The sequence below is a fragment of the Nocardioides sp. SYSU D00065 genome (assembly GCF_017916425.1).
In the GTDB taxonomy this organism is placed as follows: domain Bacteria; phylum Actinomycetota; class Actinomycetes; order Propionibacteriales; family Nocardioidaceae; genus Nocardioides.
Map to the genome: position 1 here is coordinate 654,586 of NZ_JAFMSX010000001.1, position 24,760 is coordinate 679,345.

23 protein-coding genes and 2 tRNA genes are annotated in these 24,760 nt (G+C 71.5%); 5 read left to right on the plus strand and 20 right to left on the minus strand.

Annotated elements, in window-relative coordinates; genetic code table 11:
• Window positions 1-95 precede the first annotated feature (95 nt).
• The 12 genes from J3P41_RS03230 to J3P41_RS03285 form a co-directional block, all read right to left on the minus strand.
• The gene (locus J3P41_RS03230) at window positions 96-704 is read right to left on the minus strand and encodes an ATP-dependent Clp protease proteolytic subunit (protein WP_172265128.1); all 609 of its coding nucleotides are present in this window, start codon (window positions 702-704) and stop codon (window positions 96-98) included.
• Between the two features lie 4 nt (window positions 705-708).
• Window positions 709-1,314, minus strand: a complete 606-nt coding sequence (locus J3P41_RS03235) for an ATP-dependent Clp protease proteolytic subunit (RefSeq protein ID WP_210440612.1) — start codon at window positions 1,312-1,314, stop codon at window positions 709-711.
• A gap of 192 nt (window positions 1,315-1,506) precedes the next feature.
• On the minus strand, window positions 1,507-2,898 hold the full coding sequence (gene tig, locus J3P41_RS03240; protein ID WP_210648793.1) for a trigger factor: 1,392 nt from the start codon (window positions 2,896-2,898) through the stop codon (window positions 1,507-1,509).
• A 128-nt stretch (window positions 2,899-3,026) separates the two neighbouring features.
• Window positions 3,027-3,099: transfer RNA gene (locus J3P41_RS03245), tRNA-Pro, on the minus strand.
• A 55-nt stretch (window positions 3,100-3,154) separates the two neighbouring features.
• Window positions 3,155-3,228, minus strand: a tRNA-Gly gene (locus J3P41_RS03250).
• Between the two features lie 77 nt (window positions 3,229-3,305).
• Complete coding sequence (locus J3P41_RS03255) at window positions 3,306-4,361, minus strand: PP2C family protein-serine/threonine phosphatase (protein ID WP_210648794.1); 1,056 nt, start codon at window positions 4,359-4,361, stop codon at window positions 3,306-3,308.
• Window positions 4,358-5,269 (minus strand): Fpg/Nei family DNA glycosylase, encoded by a 912-nt coding sequence (locus J3P41_RS03260; protein ID WP_210648795.1) that lies wholly within the window; start codon window positions 5,267-5,269, stop codon window positions 4,358-4,360. The genes J3P41_RS03255 and J3P41_RS03260 overlap by 4 nt, the downstream gene beginning before the upstream one ends.
• Entirely contained in the window at window positions 5,262-5,810 is a 549-nt protein-coding gene (locus J3P41_RS03265) for a ribose-5-phosphate isomerase (RefSeq protein ID WP_210648796.1), read from the minus strand. The genes J3P41_RS03260 and J3P41_RS03265 overlap by 8 nt, the downstream gene beginning before the upstream one ends.
• Before the next feature lie 43 nt (window positions 5,811-5,853).
• Entirely contained in the window at window positions 5,854-6,723 is an 870-nt protein-coding gene (locus J3P41_RS03270; protein WP_210648797.1) for an alpha/beta hydrolase, read from the minus strand.
• An 8-nt stretch (window positions 6,724-6,731) separates the two neighbouring features.
• A complete protein-coding gene (locus J3P41_RS03275) occupies window positions 6,732-7,313 on the minus strand; it encodes a hypothetical protein (RefSeq protein ID WP_246861435.1) in 582 nt (193 codons plus the stop codon).
• 27 nt (window positions 7,314-7,340) lie between these two features.
• The gene (metG, locus tag J3P41_RS03280) at window positions 7,341-9,143 is read right to left on the minus strand and encodes a methionine--tRNA ligase (protein ID WP_210648798.1); all 1,803 of its coding nucleotides are present in this window, start codon (window positions 9,141-9,143) and stop codon (window positions 7,341-7,343) included.
• A 63-nt stretch (window positions 9,144-9,206) separates the two neighbouring features.
• Entirely contained in the window at window positions 9,207-9,806 is a 600-nt protein-coding gene (locus J3P41_RS03285; RefSeq protein ID WP_210648799.1) for a DsbA family protein, read from the minus strand.
• A gap of 80 nt (window positions 9,807-9,886) precedes the next feature.
• Between J3P41_RS03285 and pepN the strand changes: the two genes are divergently transcribed.
• A complete protein-coding gene (pepN, locus tag J3P41_RS03290) occupies window positions 9,887-12,439 on the plus strand; it encodes an aminopeptidase N (RefSeq protein WP_210648800.1) in 2,553 nt (850 codons plus the stop codon).
• A 77-nt stretch (window positions 12,440-12,516) separates the two neighbouring features.
• Here pepN and J3P41_RS03295 read toward each other — a convergent pair whose 3' ends face one another.
• Both J3P41_RS03295 and J3P41_RS03300 read right to left on the minus strand, forming a co-directional pair.
• Window positions 12,517-12,900, minus strand: a complete 384-nt coding sequence (locus J3P41_RS03295; protein WP_210648801.1) for a DUF5130 family protein — start codon at window positions 12,898-12,900, stop codon at window positions 12,517-12,519.
• Window positions 12,887-13,276 (minus strand): hypothetical protein, encoded by a 390-nt coding sequence (locus tag J3P41_RS03300; protein ID WP_210648802.1) that lies wholly within the window; start codon window positions 13,274-13,276, stop codon window positions 12,887-12,889. The genes J3P41_RS03295 and J3P41_RS03300 overlap by 14 nt, the downstream gene beginning before the upstream one ends.
• 31 nt (window positions 13,277-13,307) lie before the next feature.
• Here J3P41_RS03300 and J3P41_RS03305 point away from each other — a divergent pair, with 31 nt between their 5' ends.
• A complete protein-coding gene (locus tag J3P41_RS03305; protein WP_210648803.1) occupies window positions 13,308-14,318 on the plus strand; it encodes a mechanosensitive ion channel family protein in 1,011 nt (336 codons plus the stop codon).
• Between the two features lie 42 nt (window positions 14,319-14,360).
• Window positions 14,361-14,768 (plus strand): globin, encoded by a 408-nt coding sequence (locus J3P41_RS03310; RefSeq protein WP_210648804.1) that lies wholly within the window; start codon window positions 14,361-14,363, stop codon window positions 14,766-14,768.
• Here J3P41_RS03310 and J3P41_RS03315 read toward each other — a convergent pair.
• A complete protein-coding gene (locus J3P41_RS03315; RefSeq protein WP_210648805.1) occupies window positions 14,765-15,610 on the minus strand; it encodes a thioesterase family protein in 846 nt (281 codons plus the stop codon). The two genes, J3P41_RS03310 and J3P41_RS03315, sit on opposite strands and share 4 nt — an antisense overlap.
• Before the next feature lie 152 nt (window positions 15,611-15,762).
• On the opposite strand from J3P41_RS03315, the gene J3P41_RS03320 reads away from it, so the two are divergent.
• Both J3P41_RS03320 and J3P41_RS03325 read left to right on the plus strand, forming a co-directional pair.
• Window positions 15,763-16,977 (plus strand): acetyl-CoA C-acetyltransferase, encoded by a 1,215-nt coding sequence (locus tag J3P41_RS03320; RefSeq protein ID WP_210648806.1) that lies wholly within the window; start codon window positions 15,763-15,765, stop codon window positions 16,975-16,977.
• A 34-nt stretch (window positions 16,978-17,011) separates the two neighbouring features.
• A complete protein-coding gene (locus J3P41_RS03325) occupies window positions 17,012-17,506 on the plus strand; it encodes a MarR family winged helix-turn-helix transcriptional regulator (RefSeq protein ID WP_210648807.1) in 495 nt (164 codons plus the stop codon).
• Window positions 17,507-17,726: 220 nt separating this feature from the next.
• On the opposite strand, the gene ettA is transcribed toward J3P41_RS03325, so the two are convergent.
• The 5 genes from ettA to J3P41_RS03350 form a co-directional block, all read right to left on the minus strand.
• The gene (ettA, locus tag J3P41_RS03330) at window positions 17,727-19,409 is read right to left on the minus strand and encodes an energy-dependent translational throttle protein EttA (protein ID WP_210648808.1); all 1,683 of its coding nucleotides are present in this window, start codon (window positions 19,407-19,409) and stop codon (window positions 17,727-17,729) included.
• Between the two features lie 123 nt (window positions 19,410-19,532).
• Window positions 19,533-19,994: a single-stranded DNA-binding protein gene (locus tag J3P41_RS03335; protein ID WP_210648809.1), complete on the minus strand. Its 462-nt coding sequence runs from the start codon at window positions 19,992-19,994 to the stop codon at window positions 19,533-19,535.
• Between the two features lie 149 nt (window positions 19,995-20,143).
• Entirely contained in the window at window positions 20,144-21,799 is a 1,656-nt protein-coding gene (locus J3P41_RS03340) for a YfjP family GTPase (protein WP_210648810.1), read from the minus strand.
• Window positions 21,800-21,841: 42 nt separating this feature from the next.
• Window positions 21,842-23,584 carry a dynamin family protein gene (locus J3P41_RS03345; protein ID WP_246861436.1) on the minus strand — a complete coding sequence of 581 codons (1,743 nt, stop codon included), beginning with the start codon at window positions 23,582-23,584 and terminating at the stop codon, window positions 21,842-21,844.
• Entirely contained in the window at window positions 23,581-24,699 is a 1,119-nt protein-coding gene (locus J3P41_RS03350) for a PrsW family intramembrane metalloprotease (RefSeq protein WP_210648811.1), read from the minus strand. Before J3P41_RS03350 ends, J3P41_RS03345 begins: the two co-directional genes overlap by 4 nt.
• Between the last annotated feature and the right edge of the window lie 61 nt (window positions 24,700-24,760).

A 24,760-nucleotide genomic window follows, 5' to 3' on the forward strand; every position in this document is an offset into this window, starting at 1 on the left:
GCAACAGGCCCGACGACGGTACCCCGTGTCCGGCCCCCGCGGGGGCCGGACACGAGATGTCGCGGGTCATGTTCGATTCGCCCGGGGGGTCGGGCTCAGACGAGCGCCGGAGCGCCCTTGCGGGACTCGATGACGGCGTCGATGAGGCCGTACTCGACGGCCTGCTCGGCGGTCAGGATCTTGTCGCGCTCGATGTCGCGGCTGACCTGGTCGATGTCCTTGCCACTGGAGTCGGCGATCATCCGCTCGAGCAGCTCGCGCATCCGCAGGATCTCGTTGGCCTGGATCTCGATGTCGGAGGTCTGGCCGAACGTGCCCTCGGTGTAGGGCTGGTGAATCAGGATGCGGCTGTTGGGAAGCGCCATCCGCTTGCCCTTGGCGCCGGCGCCCAGCAGGATCGCGGCCGCCGAGGCCGCCTGGCCCAGGCACACGGTCTGCACGTCCGGCTTGATGAAGCGCATCGTGTCGTAGATCGCCGTCAGGGCCGTGAACGAGCCGCCGGGGCTGTTGATGTAGATGCTGATGTCGGTGTCGGGGTTCATCGTCTCCAGGCACATCAGCTGCGCGATGACCGCGTTGGCCACGTCGTCGCTGATCGGCGTGCCGAGGTAGATGATGCGCTCCTCGAACAGCTTGGCGTAGGGGTCGATGCGGCGGAAGCCGTAGGAGGTGCGCTCTTCCCACTGCGGGATGTAGTAGTTCATGTGATCAGTCCTTGGTCCGGGCCGGGCGGCCCTCGTCGGCGGCTTCGCGGGCGCTGGTGATGACCTGGTCGACGAGGCCGTACTCGACCGCCTGGTCGGCGGTGAACCACCGGTCGCGGTCGGCGTCGGCGACGACCTGCTCGACGCTCTGGCCGGTGTGCTCGGCGATGAGGTCGAGCAGCACCTTCTTGATGTGGATCGACTGCTGCGCCTGGATCTTGATGTCCGAGGCGGACCCGCCCATGCCCGAGGACGGCTGGTGCATCATGATGCGCGCGTGCGGCAGGGCGTAGCGCTTGCCCTTGGTGCCGGCGCAGAGCAGGAACTGGCCCATGGAGGCCGCCAGGCCCATGCCGACGGTCGCCACGTCGTTGGGGATGTAGTTCATCGTGTCGTAGATCGCCATGCCGGCGTCGACGGAGCCACCGGGGCTGTTGATGTGGAGGAAGATGTCGGCCTCCGGGTCCTCGGCGGAGAGCAGCAGGAGCTGCGCGCAGATCGCGTTGGCGTTCTGGTCGCGCACCTCGGAGCCGAGGAAGACGATGCGCTCACGGAGGAGGCGCTGGTAGATGTGGTCGTCGAGGCCGTACATCCCACCGGCGCCGTTCATCTCGGGCGAGAGGGCTGGGCTGGAGTTCTGGTTCACGCTGGCGACACTAGCCGGAAGGTCGGACACTTCCACGCGGGAACCCGCCCTGTTCGCCCACAGCGGATTCCAGGAGACGGTCCGCGCCCACGCCGCAAATGCCGACCGGCGCCTCACCCGAGGGTGGGCGCCGGCCGGTCAGCGGACGGGGAGCGGTCAGGCCTGCTCGGTGTCCTCGGCGACGGCGTCCGTCGCCTCGTCGGCGGTCTCGACCGGCTCGCCGATCGTGCCGTCGGGACGCAGGTTCTTCAGCTCGACCACGTTGCCCGAGGCGTCCTTGACGGTCGCCGCCTCGACGATCGCGGCCAGCGCCTTGCCGCGCAGGATCTCCTGCACGAGCTCGGGGATGTGGTTGTGCTCGAACATGTGGTTGGCGAACTCCTGCGGGTCCTGCCCGGACTGCTGGGCACGCCGCACGAGGTGCTCGGAGAGCTCGGCCTGGTCGATGCCGAACTCCTCCTTCTTGGCGATCTTGTCGAGGATGAACTGGGCCGCGACCGCGTCGCGCACCCGGCGCTCGAGGTCGGCCTCGAACTCGTCCTGGGTCTGCCCCTCGTCCTCGAGGTACTTCTCCATGGTGATGCCGGCGAAGCCGAGCTGCTGCTCGACGTTCTGGCGACGGGCATTGAGCTCGTCGGTCACCATGACCTCCGGCAGCGGGATGGAGACCTTCTCCAGCAGGGCCTCCAGGACCGCGTCACGGGCCGCGGCGGCCTGCTCGAGGCGCTTGCCGCGCCCGAGCCGCTCGCGCACGTCGGCGGTGAGCTCCTCGGCGGTGTCGAACTCCGAGGCGAGCTGCGCGAACTCGTCGTCGTAGTCGGGCAGCTGCTGCTCCTGCACGGCCGTGACCGTGACGGTCACCTGGACCGCCTCCCCGACGAGGTCGCCGCCGACGAGCTCGGAGTCGAAGGTCTTGTCCTCGCCGGCGGACATGCCGACCAGGGCCTCGTCGAGCCCGTCGATCATCCCGCCACGGCCCACCTTGTAGGACATGCCGGTGACCTCGCCGCCCTCGACGGTCTCGCCGTCGCGGGCGGCCACGAGGTCGATGGTCACGAAGTCGCCGTCGGCGGCGGCGCGCTCGACGGGGACCAGCGTGCCGAAGCGCTCACGCAGCGCCTCGATCTGCTCCTCGACGTCGGCGTCGGTGATCTCGATGTCGTCGACGCTCGCCTCGAGGCCCTCGTAGTCGGGGACCTCGAAGTCGGGCTTGACGTCGACCTCGGCGGTGAACTCGAGCGACTCGTTGTCCTCGAACTTGGTCACCTCGATCTCCGGCTGGGCCAGCGGCTCGAGGTCGTGCTCCTGGAGCGCGGCCATGTAGGACTGCGGCACGACGGCGTTGATCGCCTCGTCCAGGACCGGACCCCGGCCGACCTGGCGGTCGATGACCGCCGGCGGCACCTTGCCCCGGCGGAAGCCCGGGACGTTGATCTGCTGGGCGATCTTCTGGTACGCCGCGTCGAGGCTCGGCTTGAGCTCCTCGAAGGGCACCTCGACGGTCAGCTTGGCCCGGGTCGGGCTCAAGGTCTCGACGGCGCTCTTCACAAATGTCTCCTGATGCTGAAGGTCATGGGTACGTCGCGGGCACGCGCGGGCGCAGCAACCGCAAACCTCGTCAGTCTATCGACGGTGCTGGCGCTGACCGAATCTTGCACAGCAGCGTGACCACCGGGTCGGGGCGACAGGACTCGAACCTGCGATCTCCTGCTCCCAAAGCAGGCGCGCTAGCCACTACGCTACGCCCCGCCAGGCCGCCCCGGACCGCCCGGCCCGGTGGGACCGGGCAGCCCGCTGGCCTGCCTGGAGCGGATGACGGGAATCGAACCCGCGTAGCCAGTTTGGAAGACTGGGGCTCTACCATTGAGCTACATCCGCGCGCTGTCCGGAGGCGCGGTGGCCGCCGGTGCGGGTGTCATGGTGCCACACCGACGAGGCCTCGCCCCACACCAGCCTCAGCGTCGGTGGACGAGCAGCAGTGCCCGGTCGTCGTTGCGCGAGCCCAGCGCGTCGACCAGACGCGCCGCCCCGCCCTCGAACCGGCCGCGCAGCAGCCGCTCGGCCTGCCCGAGCATCCGGTCGATGCCGAGCGAGATGTCGCGGTTGCGCGTCTCGACCATCCCGTCGGTGTAGAGCAGCATCGCGTCCCCCGGCAGCATCTCGCCGGACGTGGTGGGGTAGTCCGCGTCCTCGATGAGCCCGAGGACCGGCCCCTCGCACTCGAGGACCTCCCAGCGGCCCGAGCCCGCGTGCCGCAGCGCCGCCGGCGGGTGCCCGGCGCTGCGGATGTCGTAGTGCCCGGTGTCCAGGTCGAGGGAGAGATGGATGGCGGTGGCGAAGCCCTCCTCCCAGTCCTGGCGGAGCAGGAACGTGTTGGCTGCGGACAGGAACTCCGCCGGCGGCAGGGCGCTCAGGAGGCCGCCGATGGCGCCGGAGAGGAGCAGGGCCCTGGTGCCGGCGCCCTGCCCCTTGCCGGAGACGTCGACCACCGCCACCTCGAGCCGCTGCCCGACCCGCGAGGCCACCACGAAGTCGCCGGCGAACGGCGTGCCGCCGGCCGAGCGCAGCTCCGCGGCGGCGTACCAGTCGTCGGGCAGCGCCGGGATGCCGCCCTGGCGCAGGATCCGGTCGCGGAGGTCGACGAGCATCATCTCGCCCTGGATCCCCGCCACCCCGAGCCGCGAGCGGCGGAACGAGGACATCATGATCAGCAGGCCCAGGACGAAGATGACGACCGCGGTCAGGACGACCCGCACGTCCGGTTCTTGGCGCAGGCTGGCCACTGCGAGCACGACGAGCACGTAGACGACGAACCAGGGCAGCTGCCGCGGCCCGAGCACCAGGCCGGCCACCACCAGCGGCACGAGCAGGCCGGTCAGCGGCGCTTCTTGGGGGAAGCGCAGGATCGTGGCGCCGACGAGCGCGGTCGCGACCACCAGCGCCCACAGGATCCGCGAGCCGCGGGGCACGACGCGGTCGAAGGTCTCACCCAGCCAGCGCCGAGGACTCATGGCCGAGCTCCTCGCGACGTGCCGCTGTCCCTGCCGGGAGATCCTACGGCGCGGGAGCGGAAGGAGGGCTGGCAGCGCGGGCACCAGAAGACGTTGCGTCCGACCAGCTCGGCGGTGCGGATGCTCGACCCGCAGACCAGGCACGGCATCGACGTGCGTCGGTAGACGTACACCTCTCCCCCGTGGTCGTCGCGGCGCGGCGCCCGCCCCATGGCCTCCGGGGTGTGCTCGGGCCGCACGGTGTCGATCCGCCCCGTGCGCACGCCCTCTCCCATCAGCTCCACGAGGTCGGCCCACATCGCGCGCCACTGCCCGACCCGCAGGGTGCTCCCGGGTCGCAGCGGGTGGATGCGATGGCGGAACAGCACCTCGGCGCGGTAGACGTTGCCCACCCCGGCCAGGACCTTCTGGTCCATCAGCAGGTCACCGACCGGACGGTGGCTGGCGGAGATCCGCCGCCAGGCGAGGTCCGGGTCGGCGTCGGCGCGCAGCGGGTCCGGGCCGAGCCGGCCGAGGACCTGCGCCCGCCGCTCGGGTCCCACGAGGTCGCACACGATGGCACCGCGCAGGTCGGCGTACGACGTCCCTGCCGGACCGCCCGTCGGCTCGGCGGCCGGCACCGCGACCAGCCTCAGGCGCACCGCCCCGAGCGGCGACGGGACGACGTCGACGTCGCGGTGGACGTCGAGCTGCCCGATCAGACCGAGGTGGACATGGACGAACCGCTCGCCCTCGAAGCCGATGAACACGTGCTTGCCGGCGGACTCGGCACCGAGGAGCCTCGAGCCGTCGAGCTGCTCGGCGTCGGCCGCGAAGCGTCCCTGCGGGGAGGACACGCGGACCGCACGGTCGGCGAACGCGGCGGTGAGGTCCTCGGCCAGGCGACGAAGGGTGTGCCCCTCAGGCATCCGCTTCGTCGGGCTCCGCGTCAGCCGCCGCGCTGGCCGGGTCCGGACCCCTCAGCGCCGACTCGGGCAGGTCCGGCAGCTCCTTCGTCCTGTCGTAGACCGACACCTGGTCGATGCGGCGCACGTGGCGCGGGTCGCCGCTGAACGGCGTGGTCAAGAAGACCTCGACGAACCGCGTCGCGTCCTCGACGGAGTGCATCCGCGCCCCGACCGAGACGACGTTGGCGTCATTGTGCTCGCGAGCCAGCCGAGCGGTCTCCTCCGACCACGCCAGGGCGCAGCGGATGTCCTCCACCTTGTTGGCGGAGATCTGCTCGCCGTTGCCCGACCCGCCGATCACGATCCCGAGGCTGTCGAGCCCCTCCTGCCGGTCGCCGGCGACGCCCTCCGCGGCACGCAGGCAGAAGCAGGGGTAGTCGTCGTCGGCGTCGTGGACGAACGGCCCGTGGTCGACCGGCTCGTAGCCGTGGTCGACCAGCCAGGTCATCAGGTGGTCCTTCAGGTCGAGGCCGGCGTGGTCGGAACCGAGGTGTACGCGCATGGGACGAGTGTCCCAGAGCCGGGGCACGGCATCCGGCAACGGCTCACCCGAGGTGGAGGTCGAGCCAGCCGGCCACCTGCCGCAGCAGCGGCTCGGAGGCGGGAAAGTGCTCGTGGCGCCAGAACCCGTGCGTCTGGCCCAGGCAGCGCACCCCGACGGTCTGCACGCCGGCCTCGGCGAGCAGCCGCGCCAGCTCCTCGCCCTCGTCGCGCAGCGGGTCGTGCTCGGCGGTGGCGACGAAGGTCGGCGGCAGCGTGTGGAGCCGGTCGGAGCGCAGCGGTGCCAGGTCGGGGTCGTCGTAGTCGGCCTCGCTGCGCGCGTACTGCTCCCAGTACCAGGTGGCCTCCCCCGGGTCGAAGCCGGTGTCGGCCGCCTGCTCCCACGACGGAAAGCTGTTGCGCGGGTCGAGGAAGGGGTAGACGAGCGCGACCGCCGCGAAGAAGCCCGGGTTGCGCAGCGCCGCGACGAGGGCGAGGTTGGCGCCCGCCGAGTCGCCGTGGGCGGCGTACGGTCCGGGCAGGCCGCCGTCGCGCAGCCAGGCGACGACGGCGTCCATGTCGTCGGGGGCGGCGGGGAACGGGTGCTCGGGAGGGCGCCGGTACTCCACGCTCAGGACTGGTCGACGCAGCCGGTTCGCGAAGCGCCGGCAGACGCCGTCGTGCACGTCGACGTCGTTGAGCACGAAGCCGCCGCCGTGGGCGTGCACCACCACGCCGGGCAGCGGGTTGGCCGGCGTGTAGAGGCGGCACACCACGCCACCGGCGTCGACGTCACGCACCGAGGCGACGTCCTCGCGCGGCTCGGCGAGGGCGGCGAGGCGGGCCCGCCCGCGGTGGGCCGCGAGGTCGAAGCCGGGGGCGCGCAGGTCGGGGCTGGTGTCGGCGGCGACGGCGGCGCGGACCTCGGGGTACATGGGCGACCTCAGCGCGCCATGAGCGCGTCGAGGCCGACCGCGACCGCCGCCGCGACCCGGAAGTCGATGCGCTGGTCGGGCACCGTGACCCGGTAGCGGTCGCCGATCGACATCTTGCGCTCGACGGAGAACAGCGGCTGACCGGCGGAGTCGACGAAGTCGAAGTGGATCGGGATGAAATCGAGCTCGGTGAACCGGCGCAGGAGGCCGGCGACCTGGCTGCGCTCGCGACCGGTGCCGGTGTAGCCGGGGCCCTCGATGTGGAAGGTGGAGCGCAGGAGGGAGGCACCGAAGTCCTTGCGGAAGAACCCGATCTGCGCACCGGCCTCGTCGGTGATGTCGTAGCCGGCGTTGAGGTCGAGCTTGCGCCGGGCCTTGAAGCCGAACACCGCCCGCGTCTTGGCGGCGTCGGCGTAGAACGTCACCTGCTCCTTGAAGGCCATCCGCTTCTGCTCGGCGAGCGCCATCAGGCGGGTCGGGTTGCCCGCCTCGTCGGACTCGGAGACCTCGTAGCGGTTGATCATCATGGTGAGCTTCTGCTTCACCACGAAGTGCGGGAGGTACATCTCTGCGGTCATCTCGGAGGACATGGCGCCGAGCCTAGTCAGCCGCGCGGCTCAGTCGGCGACCCGCGCCAGCTCCTCCTCGACCACCGACGGGTCGAGCTTGGTGAAGACCGGGGTCGGCTTCTCGACCGGAGCGCCCACCGTGACCGGGCGCGACTCCCACGCCGGCGTCGCGGTGTACTCGCCGGTGATGATGGAGTACGACACGTGGCCGGCGCCGTTGCCCGGCTCGAGCTCGTCGACCTGCTCGATGCGCGGCATCGGCATGAGCTCGCCCTCGCCGCCCATGACCGTGTGCACCTTGTTGGCCGCGTGCGGCAGGAACGGCGCGAGCAGCGTGTTGCAGTCACTCACGCACTGGGCCGCGACGTGCAGCACGGTGCCGAGCCGCTCGCGCTGCGACTCGTCCTTCATCTTGTAGGGCTCGGTGACGGTGAGGTACTTGTTGACCTCGCCGACCACCCGCATCGCCTCGGCGACGGCGGCACGCAGCCGGTGCTTCTCGATGAGCCCACCCACGGTGGTGAAGCCCTCGCGCACGGCGGCGAGCACCTGCTCGTCGACCTCCTCCAACGGCCCCGCGGCGGGGATCTCGCCGAAGTTCTTGGCGATCATCGTGGCGGTGCGGTTGACCAGGTTGCCCCAGCCGGCGACCAGCTCGGAGTTGTTGCGGGTGACGAAGTCGGCCCACGTGAAGGCCGCGTCGGACGTCTCCGGCCCGGCGGCACAGATGTAGTAGCGCAGGGCGTCGGGGCCGTAGCGGGCGAGGAAGTCGCCGACGTAGATGACGTTGCCGCGGCTGGTGGAGAACTGGGCGTCGCCGAAGGTGAGGAACTCGCTCGAGACCACCTCGGTCGGCAGGTTGAGCGAGCCGTACGCCCCGGGCTCGCCACCGCGGGCACCCTGGCCGTTGTACGCGAGCAGCTCGGCGGGCCAGATCTGGGAGTGGAAGACGATGTTGTCCTTGCCCATGAAGTAGTAGGACTCCGCGTCCGCGTCGTTCCACCACTCGCGCCACTTGTCGGGCTCGCCCTGGCGACGCGCCCACTCGATGGAGGCCGAGAGGTAGCCGATCACGGCGTCGAACCAGACGTAGAGCCGCTTCGTCGGCTGGTCCTCCCACCCCGGCACCGGGATGCCCCAGTCGATGTCGCGCGTCATCGCACGCGGGCGGATCTCCTTGAGGATGTTCTGGCTGAACTTGATCACGTTGGGGCGCCACAGCCCCGTCGCCTCGCGCTGGTCGAGCCACTCCCCCAGCGCCTCGGCCAGCGCAGGCAGGTCGAGGAACCAGTGCTGGGTGTCGATGAACTGCGGCGTCTCGCCGTTGATCCTCGACCTGGGCTCGATCAGGTCCGTCGGGTCGAGCTGGTTGCCGCAGTTGTCGCACTGGTCGCCGCGCGCCTCGGCGTACTTGCAGATCGGGCACGTGCCCTCGATGTAGCGGTCGGGCAGGGTGCGGCCGGTCGACGGGCTGATCGCGGTCTGCGTCGTCTCCTCGACCATGTAGCCGTTGCGGCGACACGTCTCGAACATCTCCTGCACCACGGCGTAGTGGTTGCCGGTCGTGGTGCGGGTGAACAGGTCGTAGGACAGGCCCAGTCCGCACAGGTCGTCGACGATGACCTGGTTGTACTTGTCGACCAGCTCGCGTGCCGGCAGTCCCTCGTTGTCGGCGAGCACGAGGATCGGCGTGCCGTGCTCGTCGGTGCCACTGACCATCAGCACGTCGTGGCCCGCCATCCGCATGTACCGGCTGAACACGTCGGAGGGCACGCCGAAACCGGCGACGTGGCCGATGTGGCGCGGGCCGTTGGTGTACGGCCAGGCGACGGCGGACAGGACACGAGTCATGCGCGCAAGCCTAGTGACCGGGCGCCACGCGATGACCGCGGGTCGCCCGCCGCCCCTCGCCGGTCAGGAGAAGTCCAGGTCGCCCGTGCGCGAGCGCTTGAGCTCGTAGAAGTAGGGGAACTTCGCGACCGCGACGGCACCGTCCCACAGCTCGCCGGCCTCCTCGCCGCGCGGGATCTTCGACAGCACCGGCCCGAAGAAGGCCGAGCCGTTGATGTGGATGGTCGGCGTCCCGACCTCGTCCCCGACGGGGTCCATGCCCTCGTGGTGGCTCGCCGCCACGGCGGCGTCGAGCGACTCGTCGTCCCACGCGTCGATGAGCCCGGCCGGCAGGCCGGCGTCGGCCAGCGCCGCCGCGGCGGTCTCGCGGGTGAGCTCCTCGCCGTTGTTGTGGTGGCGCGTGCCGATGGCGGTGTACCACTCGCCGAGCTGCGCGTTGTCGTGCTCCTGGGCGATCTTGATCGCCACGCGGACCGGCCGCTCCGCACCGCTGAGCAGGTCGCGGTAGTCCTGCGGGATGTCCTTGTCCTTGTTGAGGTAGGCGAGCGACATCACGTGCCACTGCACCTCGATGTCGCGGACCTGCTCGACCTCGCGGATCCAGCGCGAGGTGATCCAGGCGAACGGGCAGAGCGGGTCGAACCAGAGGTCAGCGGTAGCCATGTCCAGCCCAATCCCGGACGGGCCTCGGCTATTCCCCACCGGTGTGGGCGGGACCACACGCCGGTGGCAGGATGCGCTGCATGCCTGGAACCAATCTCACCCGGGACGAGGCCGCCACCCGCGCCGCCCTCCTGGAGGTCACGTCGTACGCCGTCGACCTCGACCTGACGTCCGCCACCCGCCCGGAGGAGACCACCTTCGTCTCCGTCACCACCATCGAGTTCACCTCCCGCGAGGTCGGCGCGAGCACCTTCGCCGACCTGGTGGCGCCGACCGTGCGCGAGATCACCCTCAACGGCCGCAGCCTCGACCCCGCCACGGCGTACGCCGACAGCCGGATCGCGCTCGACGGCCTCGAGGAGACCAACACGCTCGTCGTGACCGCCGACTGCGCCTACTCCAACACCGGCGAGGGCCTGCACCGCTTCGTGGACCCGGCCGACGACCGGGTCTACCTCTACAGCCAGTTCGAGGTGCCCGACGCCCGTCGCGTGTTCACCACCTTCGAGCAGCCCGACCTGAAGGCCGTCTTCACGTTCACCGTCACCGCGCCCTCGCACTGGGTCGTGGTGTCCAACGCGCCGACGCCCGAGCCGACCGAGGCCGGCGACGGTGTCTCGGTGTGGAGCTTCCCGCCCACCAAGCGGATGTCGACCTACATCACCGCCATCGTCGCCGGCGAGTACCACGGCGAGTTCGACACCTACGAGGGCAAGTTCGGCACCATCCCGCTGGGCCACTACTGCCGCCAGTCGCTCAAGGAGCACATGGACACCGCGGAGCTGGTCAAGCTCACCAAGCAGAGCTTCGCGTTCTTCGAGGAGCAGTTCGACTACGCCTACCCGTTCGGCAAGTACGACCAGCTCTACGTGCCGGAGTACAACGCCGGCGCCATGGAGAACGCCGGATGCGTGACGCTGCGCGACGAGTACCTCCCCCGCAGCCGCCAGCCGCGCTCGTTCTTCGAGTTCCGGGCCTCGGTGATCACCCACGAGATGGCCCACATGTGGTTCGGCGACCTGGTCACCATGAAGTGGTGGGACGACCTCTGGCTCAACGAGTCGTTCGCCGAGTGGGCCTGCTACTGGTGCGAGGCCAACGCGACCGAGTTCACCGACGCGTGGACCGGCTTCGCCAACGCCCGCAAGCAGACCGGCTACCGCGCCGACCAGCTGCCCTCGACGCACCCGATCGCGGCCGACAACGTCGACCTGCACGCGGTCGAGGTCAACTTCGACATGATCACCTACGCCAAGGGCGCCTCGGTGCTCAAGCAGCTCGTCGCCTGGGTCGGCATCGAGCCCTTCCTGCAGGGCCTGCGCGCCTACTTCCGCGAGTGGGAGTACGGCAACCCGGAGTTCAAGGACCTGCTCGCGACGCTCGAGAAGGCGTCGGGCCGCGAGCTGCAGGGCTGGGCCCAGGAGTGGCTGCAGACCGCCGGGGTCAACACCCTCGCGCCGTCGTTCGAGCTCGCCGAGGACGGGACCTACTCGTCGTTCGCGGTCAGCCAGACGGCCCACCCGGACTGGCCGACGCTGCGACGCCACCGCCTCGGCATCGGCCTCTACGACGACGTGGACGGGCGCCTGGTGCGTCGCGACTACCTCGAGATCGACGTCGACGGCGCGAGCACCGACGTCCCCGCGCTGGTCGGCGTCCAGCAGCCGGCGCTGCTGCTGCTCAACGACGAGGACCACGCCTACGCCAAGATCCGTCTCGACGAGCGGTCGCTGGCCACCGCCATCTCGGCGCTGTCCACCTTCGAGGACTCGCTGCCGCGCGCCCTCGTGTGGGGTGCGGCGTGGGACATGACCCGCGACGCGGAGATGCGCACCCGCGACTGGGTGGACCTCGTGCTGGCCAACATCGGTCAGGAGAGCGACGCGTGGGCGGTGACCCGCATCCCCGCCTCCACCGCGCTGGCGGTCAACTTCTACTCCGACCCCGAGCACCGGCGCGAGCTCAAGGCGACGTGGGAGTCGGGGCTGCGCGAGCTGCTGCTGGCCGCGGAGCCGGCCAGCGACCACCAGCTCACCTTCGCCCGGACCTACGCCGGCGCCGCCCACAGCGACGCCGCGCTCGACGACCTCATCGGGCTGCTCGACGGCTCGTTCACCGTCGAGGGCCTGGCGATCGACCAGGACATGCGGTGGGTGCTGATCACCGCCCTGGCGAGGGCGGGTCGCTTCGGCGACGCCGAGATCGACGCCGAGCTCGAGGTCGACAAGACCATCTCCGGCAAGGAGCAGGCGGCCGCCGCCCGGGTGGCCCAGCCGACGGCGCAGGCCAAGGAGGCCGGCTGGAACGCCATCCTCGACCCGAGCACGCCCAACGAGACCTCCCGCGAGATCGCGATGTCGATCTTCCGGTTCGGCCAGGAGGACGTGCTCGAGCCGTACCTCGAGGAGTTCCTCGACGCGTCCCGGACGCTGGTCGACACCCTGGGCTTCCACAAGGCGTCGGTCGTGCTCGAGTACGGCTTCCCCAAGGCCCTCGGCTCCGCGGCCACGCTGGCCCGGCTCGACGAGTGGCTGGCGGACAACGACGCGCCCAAGCAGGCGCAGCGCTACGTCGGCGAGGCGCGCGCCGAGATCGCCCGAGCGCTGGCCGCGCAGGCCTGCGACGCCGGCTGAGCGCCGCGGGCCCGACCCGCACACGACCGGGCACACGACCGGGCACGTCCTCGACGAGGACGTGCCCGGTCGGCGTCTCAGGCGTGGAGGGTGTTCTGCGGGCGGGCGTGCTCGGCGAGCATCGCGATGCCGCGCTGGAGCCCCACGAGCAGGTTGCCGGCGGCGAACTCCGTGGACATCGCCAGCACCGCCAGCTCGACCTCGGCGTCGGTGAGGTGCCGGCGTACGTCGCCGCCGGTGACGACCTCGATGATGCGCCGGGCGGGGTCCACCAGGATCAGGACGCTCCGCGCGGGAGCGACGAGCCGGTTGTGCAGACGCGTGGCCCACGCCCGGGGCTGGTCACCCTGGACCGGCCCGACGTAGACGGAGAACTCGAAGCGGCAGGCCTGCTCGGCGACCCGGATGGCCTTGTCGAGGGCCAGGCGCTCGGCCTCGGTCAGCGGCTCACCAGCTGCCACTGGCGCCACCCGCCCGTGAGTCCTCGCCGTCGGGCGCCGGCAGCTCGGCGACGCCCTGGCGCGGGCCGCCGATCCAGTGGCCCTCGCCCTCGGAGTGGTCGGGCAGCAGCTTCTCGCCCCGGACCATCGCCGGCAGGTAGACGGCCAGGACGATGAGCACGAACAGCAGGGCCGGGGCGCCGACGTAGATGCCCAGCGCGTGCAGGGCGTCGAGGTTGCGGTGCTCGCGGGCACCGCCCCAGCCCTCCGGGACGTCGGCGTGCGCCGGTGCGGCCAGGAGCGCCAGCAGCGGCACGCTCGCCACGGCGGCGGCTCGGCCGATCGATCGCGCACCGGGGCGCCGGGACGGGTGGGAGCGACTGGCGGGCGTGGTCACGGGCACCAGCGTATCGCCCATACTGGCGGGCATGTCCCACCCCCTCGCCACCTGCTCGACCGACGAGGACCTCTGCACCTGGGTCCTCGACCAGACCGGCAACAGCACCCTCGCCACCGCGGTGGACTGGATCGTCGGCAAGCCCAGCACCCTCCTGGGGCTGATCGTCATCGGGGTCGTCGTCCGGTGGCTGCTGCACCGGATCATCGACCGGATCATCAAGCGTGCCGAGGCGGGTGTGCTCCCCGACCGGCTCAGCCGGGCGATCACCGGCGGCCGGATGGGTGCCGCGCTCAACCTGCGCGAGGACCCGACGTACACCCGGCGCGTCCAGCGCGCGGCCACCCTCGGGTCGCTGCTCAAGAGCATCGTGACCGGTGTCGTGTTCACCGTCGTCGCGCTGATGTTCATCTCCGAGCTCGGCTACGACATCGCCCCGCTGATCGCCAGCGCCGGCATCCTGGGCGTGGCGCTCGGCTTCGGGTCGCAGACACTGGTGAAGGACTTCCTGTCCGGCATCTTCATGATCTTCGAGGACCAGTACGGCGTGGGCGACGTCGTCGACCTCGGTGAGGCCTCCGGCACCGTCGAGGCGGTGAGCCTGCGCGTCACCCGGCTGCGCGACGTCAACGGCACGGTCTGGTACGTCCGCAACGGCGAGATCCTCCGCGTGGGCAACATGAGCCAGAACTGGGCGCGCACGGTGCTGGACGTGACGGTCGGCTACACCGAGGACCTGGTCCACGTGCGCCGCGTGCTGGAGGAGGTCGCGCACGACCTCTGGGTCGACGAGGACTTCCAGGGCCTCGTCATCGAGGAGCCCGAGGTGTGGGGCGTGGAGTCGCTGGGGGTCGACGGCATCGTCATCCGGGTGACCCTCAAGACCGCACCCATGGAGCAGTGGGGCGTGGCCCGGGCGATGCGCGAGCGGGTGAAGGCACGCTTCGAGGCCGAGGGCATCAACCTGGCCGTCGCGCAGCGGGTGATGTGGCAGGAGAGCGCCCCCTCGGCGGCCTCCGCTGAGCCGACGGAGAAGGCCTAGCCCCGGCCGAGGGTCGCTGGCGTCCTGCGGGACAATGGCAGCGTGACCACCACGTTCTACGACGAGATCGGCGGCGAGGAGACGATCCGCGCGATCGTGCACCGCTTCTACGAGGGCGTGGCCACGGACGAGGTGCTGCGCCCGATGTACCCCGAGGAGGACCTCGGTCCCGCCGAGGACCGGTTCGCGCTGTTCCTCATGCAGTACTGGGGCGGCCCCACTACGTACGGCGACACCCGTGGCCACCCGCGCCTGCGGATGCGCCACGGGCCGTTCCTGGTGACCCCGACGGCGGCGCAGCACTGGCTGCGGCACTTCCGGGCCGGCCTGGACGCGGTCGAGCTGACCCCCGAGCAGGACGCCCGGTTCTGGGAGTACGTGACCCACGCGGCGCAGTTCATGGTCAACACGCCCGACCCGCAGCCGCCGACGCCCGCCGACGTCCTCTAGCGGGCCACCAGCGCGCGGAACGCGTCCGGCACCGGTGCCGGACGGCCGCTCGCGCTGTCGATGCACACGCCCACCACGCGTGCGCGAGCCAGCACCTCGTCGCCGTCCCGCACCACCGACTCGAAGACGACCGACGTGCTGCCGATCCGCGAGACCCAGGTGCGGCAGTCGTAGGGCTCGGCGCGGAACAGGATCGGGCGGCGGTAGTCCACGTCGGTCTGCGCGACCACGAGGTGGTGGCCGGCGCCGAGCTCGCGGCCCTGGGTGACCAGCAGCTGGATGCGCGCCTCCTGGAAGTACTCGAAGTACTTCACGTTGTTCACGTGCCCGTAGACGTCCACGTCGCTGAACCGGACGTGGACCGGGTAGGCGCCGCCCGGCACGTCGACGACGTCGGGTGCCGTAGGAGCACGCACCGGCTCGGCCGGCTCGAGCAGCCGCGACAGCGACTCCCGCTCCTCCTCGCGCAGCCGGCGCGGACGGCCGGTGGCGAAGACGTACGGCGTCAGGACGGTGCGCGCGCGGAGGAAGACGGTGCGCTCACCGGCCTCGTCCTCCTCGAAGATCTCGTACGCCATGGTGAAGCTCGCGGCGCGGATCTCGGTGACCCAGCACTCGATGGCGACCGGCTCGGGACCGAAGGTGAGCGAGGCGACGTAGGTGACCTCGTGCCGCACCACGACGGCCGCCTCGGCCAGGTCCTCCGCCCGGCTGTCGGGGGCGTGGGTGCGGAACATGTCGACCCGCGCCTCCTGCAGGTAGTCCACGTAGGTGACGTTGTTGACGTGGCCCAGCAGGTCGAGGTCGGCCCACCTCAGCGGGCAGCGGTAGAGATGGCGCACGCCCCGATCGTCGCAGACGTGCGCCGCTAGGCACGGTCCGGTGGCGCCGGCCGTCCGGTGTGGACGACCCCGGGAGGCGTCCGTTCCGCCCCGCGCGCGTGCGGACTAGGGTGCCCGGAGACCCTCCAACCGACGAGTAACCGGAGTTCTCCATGCCCGAGGCAGTGATCGTTTCCGCAGCGCGCACCCCCATCGGTCGCGCCAACAAGGGCTCGCTCAAGGACTTCCGTCCCGACGACCTCACCACCCTCGCCGTGCAGGCGGCGCTGGACAAGATCCCGGCCCTCGACCCGGCGGCGATCGAGGACCTCCTGCTCGGCTGCGGCCTGCCCGGCGGCGAGTCCGGCAACAACATGGCCCGCGTGGTGACCACCCTGCTCGGTGTCGAGGTGCCCGGCGCGACGGTGACCCGCTACTGCGCCTCGTCGGTGCAGACCACGCGCATGGCGTTCCACGCGATCAAGGCCGGCGAGGGCGACGTCTTCGTCTCGGCCGGCGTCGAGACCGTCTCCCGCTTCGCCAAGGGCACCTCCGACCACCTCCCGGGCACCCGCAACCCGGTGTTCGAGGAGGCCGCCGCCCGCACCGACGAGTACGCCAAGGGCGGGCAGGACTGGCACGACCCGCGCGAGGACGGCCGGCTGCCCGACATCTACATCGCCATGGGCCAGACGGCCGAGAACGTGGCCCGGCTGCGGGGGCTCGACCGCAAGGAGCTCGACGAGTACGCCGTCCGCTCGCAGAACCTCGCCGAGAAGGCGATCGCCGACGGCTTCTGGGAGCGCGAGATCACGCCGGTCACGCTGGCCGACGGCACCGTGGTGACGCAGGACGACGGCCCGCGAGCGGGCGTGACCTACGACGCCATCTCCGCGCTGCAGCCGGTGTTCCGCCCCGACGGCGTCGTCACCGCGGGCAACTGCTGCCCGCTCAACGACGGTGCCGCCGCCGTCGTCGTCATGTCGGACACCAAGGCCGCCGAGCTGGGCCTCACGCCGCTCGCGCGCATCGTCTCCACCGGCGTGTCCGGGCTCTCCCCCGAGATCATGGGGCTCGGCCCGGTCGAGGCGACGAGGAACGCGCTGAAGTACGCCGGCATGAGCATCGACGACATCGACCTGGTCGAGATGAACGAGGCCTTCGCCGCGCAGGTCGTGCCGTCCTACCAGGACCTCGGCATCGACCTCGACCGGCTCAACGTCAACGGCGGCGCCATCGCGGTCGGGCACCCCTTCGGCATGACCGGAGCCCGGCTCCAGAACACCATGCTCAACAGCCTCGACTGGCACGACAAGTCCACGGGCCTCATCACCCTGTGCGTGGGCGGCGGCCAGGGCATGGCGATGATCCTGGAGCGTCTCTCCTGAGCCGTTCCGCCATCACCCGCACTAGGCTGCGCACATGACGACACCCGGCGACGCACGCTGGCTCGACGCCGACCAGCAGCACTCGTGGCGCGCGCTGATGATGGGCATCACGCTGCTGATGGAGCGGCTCGACGACGACCTGCGACGCGAGTTCGGCATGTCGTTGACCGAGTACGAGGTGCTGGTGCGGCTCTCCGAGCGGCCCGGGCGGGCGATGCGGATGGCGCAGCTCGCCGACGCGATGGCGCACTCGCGCAGCCGGGTGACGCACACGGTGGCGCGGATGGAGGCGGTCGGCTACGTCACTCGCGGCACGACGCCCGAGGACGGGCGCGGCGTCGTCGCCACCATGACCGAGCAGGGCTACGACCTGCTCGTCAAGGCCGCGCCGTGCCACGTGGAGAGCGTGCGCCGCAACATCGTCGACCTGGTCCCCGAGGAGGACTTCGCCGCCGTCGGCCGGGTCTTCGACCGGGTGGCCGACCACCTCGTCAACCGGCACCCGGAGTCGGAGATCCGCACCGGCTGAGGGCCCGCCGTCCGCGTACCCGCCCGCCGGCCGCGTACCGGCCCGCCGGCCGCGTACCCGCCCGCCGTCCGGCCGCGTGGTGCTTCATCACGGTATGTAGGCGAACGGGCACTTCCCCAGGTGAGTTCACCTGGGGAAGTGCCCGTTCGGCGACATACCGTGATGAATGTGCGGCTGGCGGGACCAGGCCGCCGGACCAGGCCGCGGCGCGGGCCGCGGCTCAGTCGCGGGTGAGGCGGCGGTGGGTGACGCGGTGCGGGCGAGCAGCCTCGATGCCGAGCCGCTCGATCTTGTTCTCCTCGTAGGAGGCGAAGTTGCCCTCGAACCAGAACCACTTGGCCGGGTCCTCGTCGTCGCCCTCCCAGGCCAGGATGTGGGTCGCGACGCGGTCGAGGAACCACCGGTCGTGGGAGGTGACCACGGCACAGCCGGGGAAGTCGAGGAGCGCGTCCTCGAGCGAGGACAGCGTCTCCACGTCGAGGTCGTTGGTGGGCTCGTCGAGCAGCAGCAGGTTGCCGCCCATCTTGAGCGTGAGCGCCAGGTTGAGCCGGTTGCGCTCGCCACCGGACAGCACGCCGGCCTTCTTCTGCTGGTCCGGTCCCTTGAACCCGAAGGAGGCCACGTAGGCGCGGCTGTTCATCTCGAAGTTGGCGACCTTGATGAAGTCCAGGCCGTCGGAGACGACCTCCCACACGTTCTTCTCCGGGTCGATCCCGCCGCGGCTCTGGTCGACGTAGGAGAGCTTGACGGTCTGGCCGACCGTCAGCGTGCCTGCGTCGGGCTCCTCCGAGCCGGTGATCATCCGGAACAGGGTGGTCTTGCCGACGCCGTTGGGCCCGATCACGCCGACGATGCCGGCGCGGGGCAGCTTGAAGGACAGGTCGTGCATGAGGGTGCGGCCCTCGAAGCCCTTGTCGAGGTTGTCCGCCTCCAGCACGATGTCGCCCAGGCGCGGACCCGCCGGGATGTTGATCTCGGAGGTGTCGATCTTGCGCATCCGGTCGGCCTCGGCCGCCATCTCCTCGTAGCGCGCGAGACGGGACTTGCTCTTGGCCTGGCGGGCCTTGGGGTTGGAGCGGACCCACTCCAGCTCCTTCTCGAGCATCTTGGCGCGCTTGGCGTCCTTCTGCCCCTCGACCTTGAGCCGGTCCTTCTTGGTCTCGAGGTAGGTCGAGTAGTTGCCCTCGTAGGGGTGCGCCTTGCCGCGGTCGAGCTCGAGGATCCACTGTGCGACGTTGTCGAGGAAGTAGCGGTCGTGGGTGACGGCCAGGACGGCGCCGGGGTAGGAGGCGAGGTGGCCCTCGAGCCACTGCACCGACTCGGCGTCGAGGTGGTTGGTGGGCTCGTCGAGCAGCAGCAGGTCGGGCTGCTGCAGCAGCAGCTTGCACAACGCCACGCGGCGGCGCTCGCCACCGGACAGGTTGTCGACCAGCGCGTCCGGCGGCGGGCAGCGCAGCGCGTCCATCGCCTGGTCCAAGCGGCTGTCGAGGTCCCACGCGTTCGCGTTGTCGAGCTCGGTCTGCAGGTCGCCGGTCTCCTGCATGAGGGCGTCCTGGTCGGCGTCAGGCTCGCCCATCTCCATGTAGGCCTCCTCGAGGCGCTTCATCTTCGCCTTGAGGTCGCCCACCGCCTCCTCGACGTTCTCCAGGACGGTCTTGCCCTCGGTCAGCGGCGGCTCCTGCTGGAGCATCCCGACGGTGGCCTCCGGGTCGAGGATCGCGTCGCCGTTGTTGGCGTGGTCGAGCTGCGCCATGATCTTGAGGAGCGAGGACTTGCCCGTGCCGTTGGGCCCGACGACGCCGATCTTGGCACCGTGGAGGAACGACAGCGTGACGTTGTCGAGGACGACCTTGTCACCGTGGGCCTTGCGCACGTTGCGCAGCGTGAAGACGTACTCAGCCATGCGGGCGAGCCTACGGGGAACCGGACCCGTGCCGACAATCGCGCCGGGCCCGGGAGCGACACTTGCGGGCGCGCCGATCCGAGGCGCCCGCGGCGTCGCGGCGGCACCGGCCCCTGGCCGCCGCTAGGCAGCCTGCGCCGCAGCGGGCGGCACCTGCGCCGCCACGTCTGCCACCACCTCCGTGGACGCCCCTGCCGGCGCCTGCCCGGACACCTGCGCCGGCACGTCGGCGGGCACCGCCCTGGCGAAGCTGGCGGTGCCGTGGGTCAGGTCGTGGCCCACCGCGCTGGCGACGACCTCGAAGGACGTCTGGGTCTTGCCGTCGCGCTCCCACACGTCGGCGACGAGTCGACCGTGCACGACCACCGGGTCGCCGCTGCGCAGCGACCCGGCCACGTGGCGGGCGAGCCGGTTCCACGCCTTGACGGTGTGCCAGGAGGTGGTGCCCTTGACCCACTCGCCGTCGCGGTAGCGCGAGGGGGTGCAGGCCACGCGGAACGCGGCGACCTCGCGGCCCTCCGCGACCTGGCGCAGCGTGACCTCGCCGCCGATCCAGCCGGTCAGGGTGATCTGGGTGTCGTACATCGGTGCCTCCCGGTGTGAGGCGGCGGTGGTTCCGCCGCGGTCACCCCCGAGCCTGGGCAACGCGGCCGACACCGACCGACCGACGACCGGACGCCCTGTGGAGAGGCTCGGCTCGACAGGCGCTGTGGACGCCGGCCGGCCCGCGAACCTCAGCGCAGGGCCACGGAGAGCCCGTCGCGCACCTCGGCGTACGAGGCGAGCTCGGACTCGATCGGCTCGACCACCATCTCGGCCGACACCTCGGAGATCGCCTCGCGCAGCCGCCTGTCGGCCGTGCGGGCGCGCGACCTCGCGGTCAGGGCGACCAGCCAGCGGCAGACGAGGGCGAGCAGCAGCCCGAGGGCGATCCCTCCCAGGAGCAACAGCGTGGGCAGCGGGAAGGACCCGACCTCGGGGGTCGGCGGCTCGGGCAGCCGGGCGTAGGAGCCCAGGGCGAGCAGCGCCAGCCAGCCGGCGCCGACCAGCGCGCTGAGGATGAGGACGTACTGCAGGACGCGCACCACGCCGGCCCAGACCGGGATCCGGGCAGCGCCCAGGTCGGTGGCCCCGACGGCGCGGTCCAGGCGGTCGCCGAGGTCGGGCAGGCGCGACACCGAGGCGGCGCGCACGGCCGCGGCCCACGACGGAGCCATCCCCTCCCCCACCTGGTCGGCGAGCGCGCGCACCTCGGTGTCGACCCGGGCGCGCTGGACGCCGCTCGCGCGGGGCACCGACGTGCGGGCTGCCCCGGTCAGCTCCTTGCCCGACGCGCCGAGGTCGAGGTGCAGTCGCTTGAGCGGATCCGGCTTGAGCCTCGAGAACCACGCGGTGACCGGCCAGCCGGTCGCGCGGTTGGCGCGGATCCGCGTGGAGTCGGCGACCGCCTTGACCACCGTGGGCACCCCTGCGGCGTCCGCGAAGGCGTCGTCGAGCGCGGCCACGCGCTCCTTGGACAGGGTCGGGGGCTTGCCAGTGCCGACCTGCTCCTGGAGCCGCTGGGCGGCGCTCTTCACGTCGGCCTCCAGCCGCGCCCGGGTGAGCTTCTTCTCCGCGACGCGCTTCGCGATCAGGCCGCGCAGCTCGGGGATGCCCCACCCCTGCTTGGCGCTGACGGGCAGGACGGGGACGCCGGCCAGCCCGTCAGCCTCGAGCAGCCGGCGCACGTCCTCGACCATGCTCGCCCGGCGGTCCTCCGGCACGGTGTCGATGTGGTTGAGCACGACCAGCATGACGTCGCGGTGCCCGGCCAGGGGCTTGAGGAACCGGTCGTGGATGGCCGCGTCCGCGTACTTCTGCGGGTCCAGCACCCACACGAGCATGTCGGCGAGCTGGACGAGCCGGTCCACCTCGAGGTGGTGGGAGACCTCGGTGGAGTCGTGGTCGGGCAGGTCGAGCAGCACGACGCCGCGCATCTCGATGTCCTCGTCGGCCTTGGAGAGCATCGAGTCGCGGGTGACCTGGTGGCGGGCCGGGATGCCGAGCCAGTCGAGGAGCTCCTCGGCCCCCTCCTTGCCCCACACGCACGCCGTGGCCCACGACGTGGTGGGACGGCGTACGCCGACCGCGGCCAGCTCGAGCCCGCTGAGCACGTTGAACGTCGAGGACTTGCCGGAGCCGGTGGCGCCCGCGAGGGCGACGACCGTGTGGTCGGCGGAGAGTCGCAGCCGACTGGCCGCACGCGCGGCGACCGCCACCGCGTCGTCGACCACCGCGTCGTCGACGCGTCCTCGGGCCGCGGCCGCGGCACGCTCGAGTCCCTCGACGCGAGCGCCGATGTCAGAGCTCCTGGTGACCAGCTTCTTGGCCCCTTCGAGCAACGACGTCATGACTCCCTCACGGTCCGGGTGGCGGTGCAGTGCGCCCCAACCCTAGGGGGCGTCGTCTTCACGTCCCGCTCCCTGGGGGTCGTGGGTGGCCGCATAGCGCAGGTCGTCGACCTTGCGGGCCGCGGCGCGCATCCGCTCGGGCGCCTCGGGCGAGACCTGGAGCTGGTCGAGCAGGTCGGTGTAGCGACGGCGCTCGGCGTCGAGCAGGTCCCGCATCGTGGCCTCGAGCTGACGTCGCGCGCGCTCGGCCAGGGTCCGCACCGCCTGGTCGCCGAAGACCGCCTCGAGCAGCTTCTGCCCCAGGACCGCCGATCCCCCGGCGATGCCGGCCTCGGCGCCGGTGACGCCGGCGGTGTGGGCGAACACCACCACCATCAGCGCGACCGAGAGCCCGTTGACCCCGAAGGCGAGGAACCGTGCGGTCGACCGCTTCTCCGCTCCCTCGGTGCGCACCATCTCGAGCACGTCGGACTGCCAGTCGCGCACCGCTCGCTCGGCACGTCGGCGGAAGTCGCGTGAGGCGCGACCGAGGTCCTCGCCGGCGTCGCGCAGGAGGACCTGTCCGGCCGCGGTGCTGCGCCACGACGCCTCCGCGCGCTCGGCAGCCGCCTCCGCGTGCTCGAGGATCAGCGTCTCCAGGCCGGACTCCACCGCGACCGTGACGCGCTCGGCCTGCTGCGGCTTGCCCTTCACGGCGTTGACGACCCGGTCGCGGATCCAGCCGACGCGCGTCTCGAGCGTGCGCAGCAGCTCCCCGGTGCCCACGAACTCCTGCCACCGCGCCAGCACCTCGCCACGCAGCAGCGTGCCGTCGGCGGACGCCTCGCCGACCGCGGTCACCGCCCGGTCGTAGGCGTCGTTGACGTCCTCGCGCAGCCGGCGCACGGCGTCGACCTGCTCGGTCGCCGCGTCGGCGACCGTGTGCGTACGACGCCCGAGCGTGCGGATCGCGCCGTCGAGGGTCTGCTGCACGACCGCGCCGCGCGCCTCCTGGTCCTCGGCGAGCGCTTGCAGCCAGTGCCGGATCTCGAGCACCGCCGACGAGGGCAGCAGGCCCGTGTCGGAGACCTCGGACTCCTCGACGACGAACAGCGGGGAGTCCTTGAGCCCGCGGCTGGCGAGCATCCGGGCGAGGTGGGTGGAGATGGTGTCGATGGCGTCCGGCGCCGTCCGGTCGAGGACGATCGCGACGGCGGCCGAGCGCTCCGCAGCCTTGCGCAGGAACTCCCACGGCACCTGGTCGGCGTACCTCGCCGCCGACGTGACGAACAGCCACAGGTCCGCCGCGGCGAGCAGCTGGGCCGCCAGCACGCGGTTCTGCTCCTCGACGGAGTCGATGTCGGGCGCGTCGAGGATCGCCAGCCCCGGCGACATCGCCGGCGAGGCGACCAGCTGGAGGGCGTGCGGGTCGTTGGTCTGGCGCTCGACCCGCTCGAGCTCGGGCAGCAGGCGGTCCTGGCCGAACCACTTGGCGTCGTCCGGGTGGTGCACCAGCACCGGGGAGCGCGTCGTGGGCCGCAGCACGCCGGGCGTGGTGACCCGAGTGCCGACGAGGGAGTTGACGAGGGTCGACTTGCCGGCGCCCGTGGAGCCGCCGACGACCGCGAGCAGCGGGGCGTCGAGCGTCATCAGGCGGGGGATGACGTAGTCCTCGAGCTGGTCGACCATCTCGGCCTGTGCCGCCCGCTGCTCGTCGGCGCCGGGCAGCTCCAGCGGCAGCCGCGCCTCCTGCAGGGCGCCGCGGAGCCGGACCAGCGCGGTGACCATGGCGGTGTTGTCGGTCATCGGCTCGGCACCACCTGTCCGGGGAAGGAGATGTAGGGACGGATCGTGCGCAGCTCCTCGACGTGCTCCTGCCCACGCACGGAGAAGTCGTCGGGTGCGGTGCCGCGCAGGTATCGGTGGTGCAGGTAGCCGAGCTCGATCGCGGCCGCCTGATAGGCGCGCATGCCGCGCTCGGCCTGCCGGCCGCCGTGGTGCCGGGCCCACCGGCGCGCGTGCCGCCTGGCACGCAGGTCGACCAGCCACGGGATGTCGGTGGCGGGAAGCAGCCCGCGCTGTGCCGCGTCCTGCAGCGCCAGCGTGAGCAGCGGGCGCTCGGACCGTCGGCGGTAGACCGCGAACGCGACGACGCCGAGGAACGCAGGGAACATCATGGTCCCGTAGACCACGAAGAAGTGGCCGGTGCCCGACAGGGTCGAGGAGTTCCACAGCCCGTGCAGCGCCGCGGCGACCGCGAAGCCCACCAGCGGGGCGAGCAGGCGCAGCCACAGGCGCCGTGAGGCGATGGCGAGGCCCACGCCGATGCCGATGAAGACGGTGAAGAACGGGTGGGCGAACGGGCTGATGAGGCAGCGCAGGATGAAGGTGCCGGTCAGCGCGGTCGTCCCTCCGGGCCCCAGCCCGTCGGTGCCGTCGTAGGCGGCGGCCAGGTAGAGGATGTTCTCGGTGTAGGCGAACCCGATGCCCACCATGCCGGCGTAGACGATGCCGTCGAGCACGCCGTCGAGCTCGTGGCGCCGCCACCACAGGAGCAGCAGCAGGAACGCCCCCTTGGTGGCCTCCTCGGTGATCGGCGCGACGATCGCCAGGCTGTCACGCTCGCTGGCGCCACCGGCCAGGCCGATGCCCTGGAAGACCAGCGCGGCCGCGGTGGCGACGAACGCCCCCCACAGCAGGCCGGCGACCAGCAGGTTGCGCGGCTCCGGCTCGTAGCGGTCCAGCCACATGAAGCAGCCGAGCAGCGGGCCGACCGGCACGGCGGCCAGCAGCGCGGCGAGCGCGAGCGAGCCGGGAGCCCCGGAGAGGGCGACCACGAGCGCCATCGCGGCACCACCGAGCAGCACCAGGACGCCCACCACGACGGTGAAGGCGACACTGTCGCGACGAGCTCGGTGCATGTGGCGCAGCCTAACGGAGCGTGAGCGTGCGCCCCCGGTCGGCGGACCGGGGGCGCACCCC

What these genes read in the sequence shown, in the direction of transcription:
- J3P41_RS03235 (WP_210440612.1), bottom strand. Translation starts at nt 1,314, where the DNA reads ATGAACGGCGCCGGTGGGATGTACGGCCTCGACGACCACATCTACCAG.
- pepN (WP_210648800.1), top strand. Translation starts at nt 9,887, where the DNA reads ATGCCTGGAACCAATCTCACCCGGGACGAGGCCGCCACCCGCGCCGCC.
- J3P41_RS03265 (WP_210648796.1), bottom strand. Translation starts at nt 5,810, where the DNA reads ATGCGCGTACACCTCGGTTCCGACCACGCCGGCCTCGACCTGAAGGAC.
- J3P41_RS03270 (WP_210648797.1), bottom strand. Translation starts at nt 6,723, where the DNA reads ATGTACCCCGAGGTCCGCGCCGCCGTCGCCGCCGACACCAGCCCCGAC.
- J3P41_RS03320 (WP_210648806.1), top strand. Translation starts at nt 15,763, where the DNA reads ATGCCCGAGGCAGTGATCGTTTCCGCAGCGCGCACCCCCATCGGTCGC.
- J3P41_RS03285 (WP_210648799.1), bottom strand. Translation starts at nt 9,806, where the DNA reads ATGGCTACCGCTGACCTCTGGTTCGACCCGCTCTGCCCGTTCGCCTGG.
- J3P41_RS03345 (WP_246861436.1), bottom strand. Translation starts at nt 23,584, where the DNA reads ATGACCGACAACACCGCCATGGTCACCGCGCTGGTCCGGCTCCGCGGC.
- J3P41_RS03340 (WP_210648810.1), bottom strand. Translation starts at nt 21,799, where the DNA reads ATGACGTCGTTGCTCGAAGGGGCCAAGAAGCTGGTCACCAGGAGCTCT.
- metG (WP_210648798.1), bottom strand. Translation starts at nt 9,143, where the DNA reads ATGACTCGTGTCCTGTCCGCCGTCGCCTGGCCGTACACCAACGGCCCG.
- ettA (WP_210648808.1), bottom strand. Translation starts at nt 19,409, where the DNA reads ATGGCTGAGTACGTCTTCACGCTGCGCAACGTGCGCAAGGCCCACGGT.
- J3P41_RS03255 (WP_210648794.1), bottom strand. Translation starts at nt 4,361, where the DNA reads ATGAGTCCTCGGCGCTGGCTGGGTGAGACCTTCGACCGCGTCGTGCCC.
- J3P41_RS03350 (WP_210648811.1), bottom strand. Translation starts at nt 24,699, where the DNA reads ATGCACCGAGCTCGTCGCGACAGTGTCGCCTTCACCGTCGTGGTGGGC.
- J3P41_RS03305 (WP_210648803.1), top strand. Translation starts at nt 13,308, where the DNA reads ATGTCCCACCCCCTCGCCACCTGCTCGACCGACGAGGACCTCTGCACC.
- J3P41_RS03260 (WP_210648795.1), bottom strand. Translation starts at nt 5,269, where the DNA reads ATGCCTGAGGGGCACACCCTTCGTCGCCTGGCCGAGGACCTCACCGCC.
- J3P41_RS03230 (WP_172265128.1), bottom strand. Translation starts at nt 704, where the DNA reads ATGAACTACTACATCCCGCAGTGGGAAGAGCGCACCTCCTACGGCTTC.
- J3P41_RS03275 (WP_246861435.1), bottom strand. Translation starts at nt 7,313, where the DNA reads ATGTCCTCCGAGATGACCGCAGAGATGTACCTCCCGCACTTCGTGGTG.
- J3P41_RS03335 (WP_210648809.1), bottom strand. Translation starts at nt 19,994, where the DNA reads ATGTACGACACCCAGATCACCCTGACCGGCTGGATCGGCGGCGAGGTC.
- J3P41_RS03325 (WP_210648807.1), top strand. Translation starts at nt 17,012, where the DNA reads ATGACGACACCCGGCGACGCACGCTGGCTCGACGCCGACCAGCAGCAC.